This window comes from Methanooceanicella nereidis (assembly GCF_021023085.1).
Taxonomy (GTDB): Archaea; Halobacteriota; Methanocellia; order Methanocellales; family Methanocellaceae; genus Methanooceanicella; species Methanooceanicella nereidis.
Genome location: NZ_PGCK01000011.1, coordinates 129570 through 144619 on the forward strand (window position 1 = coordinate 129570; position 15050 = coordinate 144619).

General features: G+C 39.3%; 12 protein-coding genes and 2 tRNA genes. 6 read left to right on the top strand and 8 right to left on the bottom strand.

Going from position 1 to position 15050, the window contains the following annotated elements; genetic code table 11:
• Positions 1-37 precede the first annotated feature (37 nt).
• The 3 genes from CUJ83_RS12965 to CUJ83_RS12975 all read right to left on the bottom strand — a co-directional run bounded on the left by CUJ83_RS12965 (position 38) and on the right by CUJ83_RS12975 (position 2746).
• The gene (locus CUJ83_RS12965; protein WP_230742747.1) at positions 38-1087 is read right to left on the bottom strand and encodes a DPP IV N-terminal domain-containing protein; all 1050 of its coding nucleotides are present in this window, start codon (positions 1085-1087) and stop codon (positions 38-40) included.
• Positions 1088-1101: 14 nt separating this feature from the next.
• A complete protein-coding gene (locus CUJ83_RS12970) occupies positions 1102-2106 on the bottom strand; it encodes a TolB-like translocation protein (protein WP_230742748.1) in 1005 nt (334 codons plus the stop codon).
• Positions 2107-2398: 292 nt separating this feature from the next.
• Positions 2399-2746 (bottom strand): hypothetical protein, encoded by a 348-nt coding sequence (locus tag CUJ83_RS12975; protein WP_230742749.1) that lies wholly within the window; start codon positions 2744-2746, stop codon positions 2399-2401.
• A gap of 685 nt (positions 2747-3431) precedes the next feature.
• On the opposite strand from CUJ83_RS12975, the gene CUJ83_RS12980 reads away from it, so the two are divergent.
• Both CUJ83_RS12980 and CUJ83_RS12985 read left to right on the top strand, forming a co-directional pair.
• A complete protein-coding gene (locus tag CUJ83_RS12980; protein ID WP_230742750.1) occupies positions 3432-5984 on the top strand; it encodes a cation-translocating P-type ATPase in 2553 nt (850 codons plus the stop codon).
• A 375-nt stretch (positions 5985-6359) separates the two neighbouring features.
• A complete protein-coding gene (locus CUJ83_RS12985) occupies positions 6360-6602 on the top strand; it encodes a type II toxin-antitoxin system HicA family toxin (protein ID WP_230742751.1) in 243 nt (80 codons plus the stop codon).
• A gap of 196 nt (positions 6603-6798) precedes the next feature.
• On the opposite strand, the gene CUJ83_RS12990 is transcribed toward CUJ83_RS12985, so the two are convergent.
• On the bottom strand, positions 6799-7305 hold the full coding sequence (locus CUJ83_RS12990) for a hypothetical protein (RefSeq protein ID WP_230742752.1): 507 nt from the start codon (positions 7303-7305) through the stop codon (positions 6799-6801).
• Positions 7306-7749: 444 nt separating this feature from the next.
• Between CUJ83_RS12990 and CUJ83_RS12995 the strand changes: the two genes are divergently transcribed.
• Together CUJ83_RS12995 and CUJ83_RS13000 are read left to right on the top strand one after the other, a co-directional pair.
• On the top strand, positions 7750-8334 hold the full coding sequence (locus tag CUJ83_RS12995; RefSeq protein ID WP_230742753.1) for a hypothetical protein: 585 nt from the start codon (positions 7750-7752) through the stop codon (positions 8332-8334).
• 362 nt (positions 8335-8696) lie between these two features.
• A complete protein-coding gene (locus CUJ83_RS13000; protein WP_439651972.1) occupies positions 8697-9260 on the top strand; it encodes an acetate uptake transporter in 564 nt (187 codons plus the stop codon).
• Positions 9261-9661: 401 nt separating this feature from the next.
• Here CUJ83_RS13000 and CUJ83_RS13005 read toward each other — a convergent pair whose 3' ends face one another.
• Positions 9662-11044, bottom strand: a complete 1383-nt coding sequence (locus tag CUJ83_RS13005; protein ID WP_230742755.1) for a DUF1254 domain-containing protein — start codon at positions 11042-11044, stop codon at positions 9662-9664.
• Positions 11045-11444: 400 nt separating this feature from the next.
• Between CUJ83_RS13005 and CUJ83_RS13010 the strand changes: the two genes are divergently transcribed.
• Positions 11445-12026, top strand: a complete 582-nt coding sequence (locus CUJ83_RS13010; protein ID WP_230742756.1) for a hypothetical protein — start codon at positions 11445-11447, stop codon at positions 12024-12026.
• 139 nt (positions 12027-12165) lie between these two features.
• Positions 12166-13707, top strand: coding sequence for a transglutaminase-like domain-containing protein (locus CUJ83_RS13015; protein ID WP_230742757.1), 1542 nt, complete (start codon positions 12166-12168; stop codon positions 13705-13707).
• Between the two features lie 217 nt (positions 13708-13924).
• Here CUJ83_RS13015 and CUJ83_RS13020 read toward each other — a convergent pair.
• The 3 genes from CUJ83_RS13020 to CUJ83_RS13030 all read right to left on the bottom strand — a co-directional run bounded on the left by CUJ83_RS13020 (position 13925) and on the right by CUJ83_RS13030 (position 14786).
• Positions 13925-14136 (bottom strand) — tRNA-Trp (locus CUJ83_RS13020).
• Positions 14137-14222: 86 nt separating this feature from the next.
• A tRNA-Arg gene (locus CUJ83_RS13025) sits at positions 14223-14300 on the bottom strand.
• Between the two features lie 135 nt (positions 14301-14435).
• Complete coding sequence (locus tag CUJ83_RS13030) at positions 14436-14786, bottom strand: gamma-glutamylcyclotransferase family protein (RefSeq protein WP_230742758.1); 351 nt, start codon at positions 14784-14786, stop codon at positions 14436-14438.
• Positions 14787-15050 lie beyond the last annotated feature (264 nt).

Below are 15050 nucleotides of genomic sequence, written 5' to 3' on the forward strand. Positions count from 1 at the left end.
TGTGTTTGAAGAAGTATATTATGGTTCCCATATGATCTCACCAGTCGTAGTATTCGAGTGTTGGCGTGTGTACATTGTCGGATATCAGCTGCTTTTCACCAGTACCGTCGGGTTTTATCAGGATAAGCCTGTGAGTGGCGCCTGCTGCTTTACCATCTATGATTATCAGGTCGATCTTCAAGTACAGGATATTCTTCCCGTCGCCTGAAAATACAGGAAGACCGGACATATGGCCAAGGTTCGTCAGTTTTTCAGTATTTCCTCCGAGATCGACCTTATAGACGTTCCAGGGCGTAAGTTCCTTCCAGTTTTCAATCAGGATATTTGTGTTCACTATATCCGTCCACGGCCTGCTGCCTTCGTAGCGGGTGAACACTATCTCTGAGCTATCCGGGCTCCAGCTCGGGTCGTGATCCGACTGGCTGCCGCTGGTAGTCGTTAATTTTCGTATGTTGCTGCCGTCGCTGTCCATTACATATATCTCTTCACGGGCACTCTGCAAGGTATCACGGGTTGACTTGAACGCTATTTTAGTTCCGTCAGGCGACCATTCCGGATCGTTGTCTTCATATGGGGAGTCCGTCAGCCGTTTTAATCCGGTACCATCAATATTGATAACATAAATATCAGCAGCTCCCGACGGATTACCCTGTGCATCACGGAAGGAACCGAATACAAGCTTCGTACAATCCGGAGACCAATCAGGATGGCCGTCTATGACACGGTTATCGGTCAGCCGCGTTTCTTCACCGGTCTCAAGGTCAAGCACGTATATGTCCCAGCTCAACAGGTCGTTGATATCCCCTGCATGGAAAGCCACTTTTTTACCGTCAGGGGATAATGCCGGATTGTTCTCATGACGGTCATTATTCGTCAGGCGAGTTATACCATTCCTGTCCTGCAGATACAATTCGCCTGAGGACGAATCGGCTTTTGACATGAACACTATCTTTTCGTTAGGCACGTCCTTCCATATGTCACCATTATTATCATTGACTGATGGCGTAGTTTCCTGGAAGCAACCCGTGACCGAAACGATTACCGCGATCATCATTATCATGCAAAGGTTCCCGGGATATCTAAACATGGCTTTCGATCACCTCATTTTTTACGCGCTACGTATACGTCGGCTTCGATCATGTTGCCGTCTTTATAGTAGTGATGTATGAAGTAAATATTCCCGGCTGCGTCAAGCGTCGGCTCGCCTGCGAAATTCGATACGATCTCTTCCGCCGGTCCCCACTCGCCGTTCTGCATCTTTACACTGCGGAACACGGCAGGGCCGGTATATCCAAGCCTGCTCTGCCCGGTGAACCAGAGTTCGTTGCCGTCAGCCGAGATGAACGGCTGGTCATCCATATACTGGCTGTTCACATTAGGGCCAAGGCTGACCGGCTGGCTCCATACTCCGTTGACCTTTTCGGACTTGTATATGTCCCTGTTGCCTTCCCATATGCTTCCTGTGTCGGTCCCGTTAGCCGACCAGCCGAAGTATATAGTATTACCGTCCGGTGTTACATGGAACTCGCCAATGTCATACTGCTTATTCAATTGCTCCCCGGCATTAGTCCAGTCGACCCATTTTCCATTTTCATTTCTTGCCGTATATACGTCGACCTGGCCATAGTTCCCCGTACGGACCGATGCGAACCACATGGTATCACCCTGAAGGCATATGCATCCGTCCATTGATAGATCACCGTTCAGGAAAAACCTCTCCGGCTCGGTCCAGGCCCCGTTGACCTTTTTCGACACATATACGCCTGTTACGCCATCGATGATCTGTTTCTCCACCGGGACTCTGACGTCAGGGGTGAAGAAGAAATAGAACGTATTTCCGTCAGAAGTTATGAAAGGAGAGTCCTCGGCACCTGCCGTATTGATAGGTCCTTCCAGGGGTACAGGCTTTTCCCATTTGTATGAATGAACGATGGGAGCGAAGTCATCAGTTTCCGGCCCCATCTTTACCACGTCTGCGGGTATCGTTTGAGCACGGGTCAGAGCTGGTTTCTCTTCCTGAGGGAAAAGACCGCAACATCCGCAGACTAATGTCGTGACTGCTATGATACAAATTATGATCAGAAAATATCTGGAAGGATTATGCATAATATACATGTTAACACCAGAATAAATAAACTTTTATCTACAAGAAAGAAAATAAGCAAAAATTTATTAATATTTACCCGTATAATTAAAAAAATAATTTTTAATTTATAAGGTGGTATTAATTGGCAAATTTACCTGGTATGATCGTTACATGGATCACTTTTCCCGGAGTAATTCTCCATGAAATTAGCCATAAAATATTTTGCGACCTGTTAGGCGTGCCTGTTTATAAAGTTAAATATTTTTCATTCGGAGACCCGGCCGGATACGTGGAACATGACTAATTTGTATTTTATAAGGAATCTTTCTTGATCACTACGGCACCATTCATCATCAATAGCCTGTTTTCATTATTAGTATTTATGATCGCGGCTTTTAACATTAACACTATCCTTAACGGGATCTTGATCTGGTTAGGGATATCATTTGCGATGCATTCATTTCCAAGCATAGGAGATGCAAAAAGTTTATGGGCATCGACTAAAACGGAATGGAGAGAAAATCTTCTCATACTGTTAGGTCTTCCGCTTGTCATCATCATTTTTATCGCAAATGTACTCAGGTTCTTCTGGATCGATCTCGTATACGCTGCTATTTTATGGGGAATAGCGGCCGGTCTTATTAATAAGATCCCATTCATATGATCTTAACTATCGTTTGAATCCAAAAAATAATAAAACCTAATTTTTTTAACATTTTAAAACAATAATTAAGATCATTTTTAGAGATCATTATCTAAAAATTGTTGACTTTAGGAAGTATAAAGATAAAAACAAATAAGAAAATATTACAAAAAACAACAATATACTAACATCATGTTTTCATTTTTTCTCTAAAATAAATTTTTTAGATTAATTGTTATTATACAATTAATAACACCGCCAATTGTTGTACAGATGATACCGGTAACCATCCGCATTACTGTATACAACCAGTTGTGCCATAGGATGGGCTGGTCATATGGGCGATATATTGTGAAGTTATAGTAAAGTTCGAAAATCAGGTATAATACAGGGTTCGATACCGCCCGGGAAATTGCTGAAACAGATATCAATTGTTATTGTGTCAGATATCGGTTGAGGCGAACCAGTCTGAACCCGCCCACATAAGCGCAATCATAATTGGTTTTGTAATAAATGTGACTATCAACAATATCATAAGTACCTCGTTAGGGCTCGCGAACAGGTGTGTGGTAAGGGAATATATTGGATCGGCCGCCCCGTTATTTTCGCCGTAATCACCAGGATCAAAGATTGCTTCCGGCCAACATATTGCCAGATATAACATATTTGTAATACAATGCACATAGTAATCTTTATTGTTCAATGGTGAAATTTGTGCAAGAGCCGGGCATTGAAAATATAAAAGGCCTTACGGAAGACGAAGCCGCTGAAAGGATAAAAACGGAGGGTTATAACGAATTACCTGCGAGTAAAAAGCGCACTATTATAGACATATCCCTTGAAGTTTTGAAAGAGCCGATGTTCTTACTTCTCATAGCCGGCGGGGCCATATACCTCATGATCGGGGATGTTGAAGAAGCTCTCATGCTGCTCGTGTTCGTTTTCGTGGTCATCGGGATAACCATTTATCAGGAGCAGAAGGTAGAGAGGGCCCTTGAAGCGCTAAAAAGCTTATCAAGCCCGCGTGCACTGGTCATCAGGAATGGAGTGGCCGCCAGAATACCCGGAAGAGAAGTGGTACGTGGGGATATTATCATGCTGTCGGAAGGGGACAGGGTGCCAGCCGATGCCGTCGTCCTTTCCTGCAGCAATTTACTTATCGACGAATCGCTGCTCACAGGAGAATCAGTGCCCGTAAGGAAAGTCCCCTGCGAAAAAGAATCGGTAATAGAAAGGCCTGGCGGTGATGACCTCCCATTTGTATATTCAAGCACTCTTGTAGTGCAGGGGCATGGTGTAGCTGAGGTAAATAAGATCGGGATAAACACAGAAATCGGTAAAATAGGTAAAGCCCTTCAGACATTAGAACCGGAGGAAACCCCTCTTCAAAAAGAGACTAAAAAGCTGGTCAAGATCTTCGCGGCCGCTGGAATGGCTTTGTGCGTCCTGGTCATCGTTATTTATTCCATTACCAGAGGAAACTGGCTTAACGGAGTGCTCACAGGGATCACTCTCGCAATGGCGCTTATCCCCGAAGAGATACCGGTCGTCTTAACGATCTTTCTGGCCCTTGGCGCATGGCGTATGTCGAAAAGAAGAGTGCTGACAAGGCAGCTCAGATCGATACAAACGCTTGGCTCTACGACAGTGCTATCTGTTGATAAGACCGGCACGCTCACGATGAACAGGATGTCGTTAAGAAAGCTTTACGCGCAGGGAAAATTTTTTACGATCGATGAAAATACAGCTTCGATGCCCGAACCCTTCCACGAGCTTATGGAATACTCAATACTGGCCAGCCAGCATGACCCGTTTGACCCTATGGAGAAAGCGATAAAGGACGTCGGAAATAAGATACTTATAAACACGGAACATTTGCATGATAGCTGGATCCTTGTCCAGGAGTATGCTCTATCAAAAAAACTCCTCGCGCTTTCACACGTATGGAGATCTCCGGAAGGCAATGAATATGTGATCGCGGCAAAGGGCGCTCCCGAAGCCATATATGACCTGTGCCACATGGATGATAAAAAAATATCTGAATTGAATTCCAGTGTACAGGAAATGGCAGGGGAAGGATTACGGGTCCTTGGCGTAGCACGAGCCGTCTTTAAAAAAAGCGACCTTCCGACGGATCAGCACGAATTTAATTTTGAATTTATAGGGCTCATAGGGTTCTACGACCCGCTACGTCCCGGGGTGGCAAATGCTGTTAAAGAATGCTATGAGGCCGGGTTACGGACCATTATGATCACAGGCGACTACCCTGTCACCGCGCAAAATATCGCAAAGCAGGCGGGGATATCGCCGTGCAATGAGATAATTACCGGCATTGAGCTTGAAAAGATGGGCGATGATGAGTTAAAAAGGCGTATAGGTAATGTGAACGTGTTTGCCCGCGTCGTTCCGGAACAGAAGCTGCGCATCGTGGAAGCTCTAAAAAAGAACGGAGAGGTCGTCGTAATGACCGGCGACGGCGTGAACGATGCGCCCGCGCTGAAAAACGCACATATCGGATTCGCCATGGGAAGCAGGGGGACCGAAGTCGCACGCGAAGCATCGTCATTCGTATTGCTGGACGATGATTTCTCTTCGATCGTGCAAGCGGTAAAAATGGGAAGGAGGATATTCGATAACTTAAAAAAGGCGATGTCGTATATTTTTGCCATACATGTACCCATTGCAGGAATGTCCCTGCTCCCCGTGCTCCTGGGATGGCCGATAATGCTTTTCCCCGCACATATTGCCTTTTTAGAGCTTATCATCGATCCGGTTTGTTCGATAGTATTTGAAGCGGAGCCTGAAGAGAAAGACGTGATGAAAAGACCTCCTAAAAAATTGAATGAGCCTATCTTTGATAAAAAGATGATATTTATAAGCATTTTACAGGGGCTGGTCATACTGGCAATAGTCGCAGCCGTTTACAGGGGAGCACCAATGCTTGGGGAGAGCGAGGAGCAAGCCCGGGCTCTTGCTTTTACGACACTTGTTATAGCGAACCTTAGCCTTGTATTCACAAACCGCTCATGGAGCAGGACGATACCGGAAATGATCAGGACACCGAATAAAGCACTTCTAGGAGTTTCGATCATAGCCCTGTTTTTCCTGGCTTTATCGCTATACGTACCGTTCCTGTCGTCCATATTTCAATTCGGTCAGCTACACTTGATCGACCTGGTCATCTGCGCAGCGGCCAGTATACTGGGCATATTATGGTTTGAGGGATTAAAGATCGTTAACAGACAGTCAAGGTAGATCAAATAGGAAAAATATTACCAACGAACTAAAGACACGTCGCACGAAGTATCGTATACAGTTAATTCATGGTTTTATTATATCTTCCCTATTACAATAAAGACCTCAAATGTACCGTGTTCGAGTTTATCGATCGATGCCATCAGAGCTATGTGAATTATATATGGGATCAATTAATCTGAAAAAGTACTTATTCGCACCCATCAGCCAGTTCACGACCTTTTATCTTATCTATCCTCCGAATTTATCTGTTGTAAGATTATTAAGCTTTTTAAGAAATTCAGACGATAGAGACTTATATATGAATGACATGCTAATCAGATAATAATATATAAAATTAGACCGTTGCTCGACACCGGCCTGAGGAAAATAGAAATGACAAAACAAGCACCAATAGAACCGCAAAAACTCGTGAAGCTTCTGGAAAAATTAGGCTATGTGAATAAGACCACGGACGGCTTACATGCCATATTCCAGAGAGAGGGGAACGTCAAGAGCATTATGATACAGCAGACAAGGGACCTGACCCCGGCGCTGTTGAAACAGGTGCTCATTAAGGTCTCGGACCAGACAGGCGTTTCCATTAACACCCTTAATGATATGTTGAAAGAGATGTGAATCGCAATATCATGATATCAAATTTATTTTCTTTTTAAGGCAGTATAGAACTTTAAAAAAATACGATAAACTGTACATTAATATTGTATAATAATGGATTATTTATATACCACTACAACTGTATTGAATTAACATAGAATTTTCCATAGCATAATGGCTTTTTTTAAGATTTCTTCACATGGCAGATGAGATACGTTTAACTTTTAATCTTATTTGATATAGCTCCATATATAACGCCACCAATGATAGAGCAGGCGATACCTGGCGCTATAATTATGACATTATACAACAAGTCAGGATATATGATCGGCTGACTACCATTAGCCGCCACTGAATTAAGTAGTCCGATAGTTAAGTAAGGTATCGAGATAGATAACGCTCCCGGGAACGCTGAGACATACATTAACTGTAACAGTGTTAGCTTATCTGTTGATGCGAGCCGGACCGAAACGGCTCCAATAAGCCCCATTAAAATAGGTGTTACTATATTTAGGACAATAAACAAGACTATAAGCACTTCATTGGGCTCATGAATGGGCGTAGGAGTGGGAGGATGCAAGGGGTCTGTCACAGCATCATTTCCGCCGTTAACGCCAGTATCAAAGACAGCTACAAGCCCATAAATAACTAGAAAATAAATTATGAGCAATGATATTCCGCCTAAGATACCCAGCATAACTGGTTTAATGTAAAAATATTTCACGCATCAGACCCCGGATCAATGTTTTTCTATTATTTATATGAATATTTACGATCATATACATTTAATTAAAGTTTCAGTTTTAATGATACTATTATAAAAGATTTCTATCATAAACCTACAACTAACTGATACTCATTTATTAATCCTACAATTGATGTACCCATTAATCAATTATTGTTATTAGCGTATCTAATAATATTATAATCAGTAAATATTCTATAAATGATCATATAATTGTATATTTTAGTATAATAAGTGCTTTTTATTTTTAAAAGAACATTCGTTCACCAACAGTGTTGATTTCTTTCAATTATGGATTATAATTAATATATTAAAAATTAGGATATTATTGTAAAAATATATAATAATATTTAAATTAATATATTTTCAATATTAACTGGTGATATTAGCATGAACCGGATATTAAAATTATTTTTAGTTTTTATGATCATTTTAACAGCCGCAGGATTGTTGATACCGACCTGTTATGCGAACGGATTCGCCACAGGAAAGCCAATATCCGTTAAGGGGATTGCCCAGCCATACCCAATAATCTCCGGTGTAACGGGACCACAACAATCCCCGATCTTAGGCCAACCGATAACCGCTACGGGAATGGCTCAACCCTCCCCGGGATTTACTAAGGTGATAGATAAACCACTTTCACCGGGCCTGGGCCCGCCGACATACATGGAACCGTCTAAATTTGTCCCGGGACTTATTGAGCCAATAAAAAAACCTCAACCGCCTGTTGATTTTGTACCGCCAAAACCCTGGCCGCCTGGTGGTCAGCCGGGATATCCACCACAATATTATCCGCCCGCAACACAATATGTTCCTGTTCCCTACCCGGTACCGGGAACATCCACTTCAACGATAATAGTGCCGCCGCCAACACAAAGCTATTCAGAGCCTACGGTTTTACTAAAGCCCGGAGGTCCCTGCGAATATGACGAAAACAGTCAATCATACCGCGACTCATATGGCAGGCAATGCTGGTATGACGGACGGAACTGGTGGGTCAGGTGAATTGATATTTAAACTATTGGAGGCTAATAGCCTCCTTATATTTTATGTTAACAATATTCGATATTGCGGAAGATCTTTTTTATCTCTAAAATAGTCAAAGCAGGTACATAAGATAAAAACAAGAATTAACCTTCTTGATACTCATGACCGTGATAGAGACGATCATAAAAATATGGATAAAATAGCTAAAACTTTTTTATAAAACCTTAAATGCAATTAATAATCGTTATAATTTACTTTTATTTTAACTCATGATTATTAATGATATAGCGCCACCTATATCTAGAATAAATAATGAAGACATTTGGGTAATTTTATTGACAGTCGAACAAAAGGTTGTTAGTGTGGTACAGGAAGCCCCAGTGAAGCCAGCCGTCCTTGGAAACCCGGCGCCGCTGGGCCTGATGGGTTTTGGCATGACCACTATATTGCTGTGCATGAAACTGGCAGGTCTCATACCGGCAGAGAGTTTAGGAATGATCGTCGCCATGGGCATCTTCTACGGCGGTATAGCCCAGGTTATTGCGGGGTGGCTGGAATACCATAAAGGAAACACGTTCGCAGGGACAGCTTTCACATCCTTCGGGCTATTCTGGATCCTCTTTATCGCTATCCAGCTGCTCCCGACACTGGGATTGGCGGCTGCCGTAGACGGGAAGTCTATGGGCGCGTTGATCGGCGTATGGGGACTGTTTATGGCCTATATGTTCATCGCCACACTGAATAAGCCCATGATCTTCCGGATCATCTTCGGCTCCGCAACTGTGCTCTTCTTCGTAATTGCGATCGGCGACTATACCGGTGAAGCGCTTATCAAGACCATCGGCGGGTACATTGGTATCTTCTGTGGCAGCTGCGCCTTTTATCTGGCCATGGCGGATATTCTTAACGAGACTTTTGGACGGAAGGTCCTGCCGATAGGGTAATTGAGGTTTGTGGAGTTGAAAGGAGTACAGGGAGAAAGATATAAAAAAGTCCCATGGAACTCCTTTTCCTATTTTTATAGTCTATTCAATAGCTAATGATGTTTTTTGACATTTTTTAATATTCATTGGCTTTCTAAAAAATTATACTCGTAAAACTTGATCAAAGCTATTACAACTATTATATTGATCATTATAGCTTTAATGATGTAAAAAGTATGATCCTGCCGTATCTTTATTTAGTTAAGTCGCTTGTAGAAAGCTACAATGGAAAAGTATGAGTGGAAGGCAATATGACCGGTGACCTCACCAAGGGCATAAAGTTCGTAGTAATGTTGCCAGTTTATTCTAAAAATATCGGTAGGGTAGCTTATAGGATCGCTACCCTCTCAAAGGTATTATACTCAACCGACCTTTTGTACAGGAGGTATCGGGTATTTCCCCTCCAGCACATCCGGCTTTGGCTGGTACATCCTGAGGATAAGGTAGAAATCCCCCTCGGGAGCCGGCAGCCAGTTCGATCCGGACCCGGACGGCGGATCATGCTGTATGTATATGTCCAGAGACCCGTCAGATTCGTATTTCAGACCGGATGTCCTATCCCCGATAGCGTATCGATCTTTGGCGTTGGGCACTAGCAGGTACGTCGTCGAATCATACATGGTCAATGACCAAAAGGCATCTGCCGAGGGCATATTATCCTTATCGAAGTGCACTATGTATTTGTTGGCACCGTTTAGCTGCTGACCATCAGAATCCACCTCTGATTTTGCATATATCGCTTCCTGAGGTAAAACAGCCCCAAGACCCCCATCAGCCACTGCAGCACGTAACAGATAATCATAGCCATATATGCCCATACCTGTCCCGGCCAAATATGTCCAACCGTTCACGCTTATACCCTTCATTGTCGCCCAGGTAGTCTTAGCGATCTGATCCCCATCCTTGACAGCGCGTGACAGGCCATCGGCCATTGCATGATCCAGGTCATTACCATAGGGTGTTTCATTCTTTCTGAGGCCGATCCTGTCGAATATGGCCATAAGAGCTTCTTCCCCCTTTGGAGGAGGGTTATTCTTTAAGGCGACGCGGAGCTCTTCGAAGAATTTTAACTTTTCCTGTGCTTCCGTGGACGGAAACATTTTATTGAAATCGGATAGTGTTTGATCCTTTACACTTGCCGCAGGCTTTCCGAACTGATCTAACGGTGTCAATGTGAATTGTTCCTGCAGTGCCCGGACCGCGGGAATGTCGGATTCGCCATTAACAAGTACCCTTCCTATGATCCACACCGTATTCGTAGGAGATCTGACAGGATTTAAGCCTTCGGGAAGGCTGCCGTTCCAGCCGGGGCCTATAATGGCAAAATTACCTTCTCCAGTGCCGGTGGTCCTGCGGCCTATGCTGTCAAGATTATTTGTATACGCGTCCATAAGCTGCATGACGTAATACCTTCCATCAGTGTCCGGGACATGTAGGATAATCGGCCCGTTGCCCAGCTCAAGCCATGCTATCGAATAAAGTGTATCCACGTTCGGTGTCACGACTTCCGTATCATTCGGTGTTGTCAAACGTCCCTTATGGCCGAACTGATTGATCGAAGCATGACCTGCGCCTGGCATCGTAACGAATAATTTTTCCGTCCGTTCCATAATGACTGGCGCCAGACCATAGATATATGCTTGGACGCCGATCGTGTATGCGTCTTTCTCACGCGCTGCATAGTCGCTACTTGTGTCGGTTTCGCGAGATATGCCACTTTTTTGTTCATCTACTGTCATGGCCATTGCAATGTTTAAAAAATGAATGAAGCCGATTACCATAAGGCTGATAAGGGCTTTAACAGGTTTAACTGGGGTAAAAAAGTATTTTATTACCCGTTCAGGTATTATCATTTCCAATCCACCTGATAAAAATATATAAGTAATTATATATAAAATCTATGAAAATTATGAACTATAGACAATTCAATTGCATATACGGATTGAATTATCTATTATCAAGATATGATTGATTTTCCAGTAGTTTAATTGTTATTTCATATTTCTATGAGTGTTAATTATACTACGCTGTTTATAATAACATAAATTGTAACTATTTATAAAATTTATACCTTTCAGAAACAATTTTAAAATTATATATACATATAAGTTATTAAATATTAATATTATATTCGAGGACTTCGATATGAATAAGTCAGTATTGTTAATAGGAATAATATTTATATTATCGTCTTTTTGTGGATGCGTAGAAGATGACTATTCTATAGATTATACAAATACACAAAAACCAACTATTAATCCGGCACCTACAATTTCAGGCGGTAATTTCCATAGATCTAACATGATAACAAATGGTTCCAAAGAAATTAATGAAGTTTTCGAATGTATAAATAAAGTAAATATGTTAAATGATAAAGAGTACTGTCTCTATTATTATTATCAAGATATTGATTTGTATACAAAAGAAGCATATAAGCTATGGCTCGATGGTTTAAAAGTGAGAACTGATGATTATATCTCATCAGCTTATGATACAATAGCTGCTTGTCAAAAATGTAAGTTTTACTATCCTACTGATTCAAAAGAATATAAACAATTTAACGAAGAAACTGAATATTTGAGATATACAATTAAAGAATATCAAAAGACTTATGATAGTAGCGAAAAAATTTATTATAAATATGTAGACGAAGATATTTCTTATAATCAAGCTATGAGTGATTTAGAGATAATAATAAAATTATTGCCGTTAGCAGCTTCTTTGTAAATAATTACCTCAAAATTATCTTTAAAAATAATTCTTATAGACATAGAATTAATACTATATATTTTATTATAAGTATTAAATGAACCGAAAATATAATCACAAAATTTATTATTAATTATTTACAGTTTAAATTTTATACATGTTTAAGAAAATAATAAATTCAATATTAATACTATGGTTTTCAATAACAATATTATTTATTTTAGTAAATATATTTTCAATAAAATTAGACTTTGTAATTCAATATATAATACTTTCATACTTTATATTTATCTTACCATTAATGTTCGTTGAATCATTCAGAACGATAAACAGTACTAATAATGGTAAACTAATAACTACTATGGAGAATATATTAATCAAAATAAAAAAAGCTTTTAAAATAAACAATAATCAAAAAGTTTTACTACTTATGTTTATTGTAATATCTTCTGTAATATCATTTTCAACGATGTATAATACAGAACATATTGATAACATTATAGGTAAATATTATAACAATAAATATACATTGGAATTATCAAATAATATTATTAATCAATCTGATACAGATAAAAATAATACTATTAAAATATTGGATTGGCAAAAACAAAATTTATTAAATATTTATGGCAAAAGTTTTTCCATATTATATACTAATTCCTATTTAATAATAAATTATCAGACATTATTAAAAGAATCGCCAAAAGAACCTTATCTAGACTATATTTTAAGAATACCATATAATATTAAAATAGATAATTTCATATTTTTTAGTAATGAAAATCCAAAGAATGCTTTGTTCTCAATTTATACTCGTTATCAGGGGACATCTAACTCTTCATTATGGGATTCGGGTAAATGGGCAATAATTACAAAATCTGGAGCTTGTGGAGAATATTCTTTCGTATTTACTGAATTAGCAAATATGAGTAATATTAAAGTTAGAAATATATGTCTTAATGGCGAAGATCATGCTTTTAATGAAGTCTTAATAGATGATGAATGGATAACCATTGATTCAACACAAGAAAATGCTTATGATCCTGAATTAGATATGGAGTCTTATCTTAAATTAGATATATCCTATGCCTATGCACTTTATCCAAATGGTACCATTGAAGATGTTACTTATAGGTATACAAATCTTTCCAATATTAATATATATGTTTATGATGGTAATGAAAATACTGTTAATAATTCAACGATTAAGATTTATAGTAATAATAAAAGACCCAATTTATTTACAAACTTATCTTTAGAAACGGGGCAATCAAATTGTATAAATTATAATATTGGAAGTGGTAATTATAATATTGAGGTATTCAATGAATCTTATTCAGGTAAACTATTAGATGTAACAATATTTGAAAATAAAGTAAATAATATTTATATAAATATTACTGATAAAATTGATGAAAGACAGAAATTTAATAAGAATGATGAACAAAATTATAATTTAATATTATTTATAAACTCATTGGCGATCATAGCTTTATCAGCATTACTTGTATATCTTTTATTGATAATTGATAATTTACTAAATAACATATATAACGAAGTTACTAGTATTTTTATAATTGGCATTTCTTTTGTATTGTTATTAATAATGATTATGGCCATAGATACATTATTTTATTTTTCTATTTCCTGTGTTTATATATTAATTAGTGCTTATGTCTTATATGATATAATTAAATAATAAACAAATATAATAAAAATTATTAGTTCTAAAAATTTTTTGAACATATAGATACCTTTTAGTATTCTAATTTTTCAAATATTGATTATATTTTACCAGAATCAACATTCTGACAAATCGACCAAATAAAAAGTACTTGATATTAATATAATATATTTTGATATGTTAGAATTAACTCCAAAATTGTTTTCCTTTTATAAATCACATAAAAATAAGGTGGGGTTGAAGGGATTTGAACCCCTGATCGACAGGTCTCTCCGATAAACTGGGATTTCAACCAGAAAGCACTGAAATCAGCGCTCCAACGGCTCCTCACAAACTCCCCGTCGGGAGTTTCAGGTGACCCGTTGCTCATCATATTTCTGGAAGGCCATTTCTGACCTTGCCACCGCTGGAGCCTGTCGCCATACCTGGCTTGGCCACAACCCCTCTTAGTTCGAGAGTACAGTATTACTCTCTAATCACTAATAAACGTTTTTAGATTTACGTTTTTTGTACGTTTTTAACGTGTTTAATGGCGGGCCCGGAGGGATTTGAACCCTCGACCCCCGGCTTAGAAGGCCGGTGCTATGTCCAGACTAAGCCACGAGCCCATCTGTCACGTTAATGCGTTTTGATAATGGCTATTCTCATATATATAGTCTTTGATTTTTAAAATCAGAATGTCCCGATGTATCGTATAATATAAGCTTATTTTTAGTTATCAAGAAAAGTCTTTTATTTCTGAATTAATGACGTATAAAGCGTTTTTTACCTTTTACATAAATAAAAGCATCGACTACCATCCCGTTTTCTACAATACGGGCCTTTACGCCTGCTCGCTCATATATCCCATATCTTACGCCTTCGTATTCATCAAGAGAATTGATCTCATTATCTGAAAGGCCCATCAATAGTACGCCTTCTATAGATACACCTGTTTCCATCCTGGCACTATAATAACCGATGTCCGTATCAAAAAATCGATGAAAGCCTTCTACTAAGGCTGGCTTCATTTCTGGTACTCTCCCGATAACCTCTTTAACGCATGCTTCTTCCATCAATGTCCCATATGAGAACAGGTTATATGACTTTTCCATGACAGGAGATAAAAAGTTACTATTAGTATTGAGTATTTCCATTGAAGATCATTAATAAAATAACAAGTCAGGTGATGTTTTTGTGGTTGCGCCTGTCTGATGGCAGGTAGACACCTAACCTCACTGAAACACAGAAACCAGTGTTCCCGTGCTTGTGTTTTTTGGGTTTGGTGTGTTGTTGGTTTTGGTTGTGGGGTAGAAAAGTGTTTTTATTGTTTTGAAGGTGGATTACATTCTTTTTTGGTATTTTATGAGAGAATGTAT

What these genes read in the sequence shown, in the direction of transcription:
- CUJ83_RS12965 (WP_230742747.1), bottom strand. Translation starts at nt 1,087, where the DNA reads ATGTTTAGATATCCCGGGAACCTTTGCATGATAATGATGATCGCGGTA.
- CUJ83_RS13030 (WP_230742758.1), bottom strand. Translation starts at nt 14,786, where the DNA reads ATGGAAAAGTCATATAACCTGTTCTCATATGGGACATTGATGGAAGAA.
- CUJ83_RS13015 (WP_230742757.1), top strand. Translation starts at nt 12,166, where the DNA reads ATGTTTAAGAAAATAATAAATTCAATATTAATACTATGGTTTTCAATA.
- CUJ83_RS12975 (WP_230742749.1), bottom strand. Translation starts at nt 2,746, where the DNA reads ATGAATGGGATCTTATTAATAAGACCGGCCGCTATTCCCCATAAAATA.
- CUJ83_RS12995 (WP_230742753.1), top strand. Translation starts at nt 7,750, where the DNA reads ATGATCATTTTAACAGCCGCAGGATTGTTGATACCGACCTGTTATGCG.
- CUJ83_RS12970 (WP_230742748.1), bottom strand. Translation starts at nt 2,106, where the DNA reads ATGCATAATCCTTCCAGATATTTTCTGATCATAATTTGTATCATAGCA.
- CUJ83_RS12980 (WP_230742750.1), top strand. Translation starts at nt 3,432, where the DNA reads ATGGTGAAATTTGTGCAAGAGCCGGGCATTGAAAATATAAAAGGCCTT.
- CUJ83_RS13010 (WP_230742756.1), top strand. Translation starts at nt 11,445, where the DNA reads ATGAATAAGTCAGTATTGTTAATAGGAATAATATTTATATTATCGTCT.
- CUJ83_RS13005 (WP_230742755.1), bottom strand. Translation starts at nt 11,044, where the DNA reads ATGGCCATGACAGTAGATGAACAAAAAAGTGGCATATCTCGCGAAACC.
- CUJ83_RS12985 (WP_230742751.1), top strand. Translation starts at nt 6,360, where the DNA reads ATGACAAAACAAGCACCAATAGAACCGCAAAAACTCGTGAAGCTTCTG.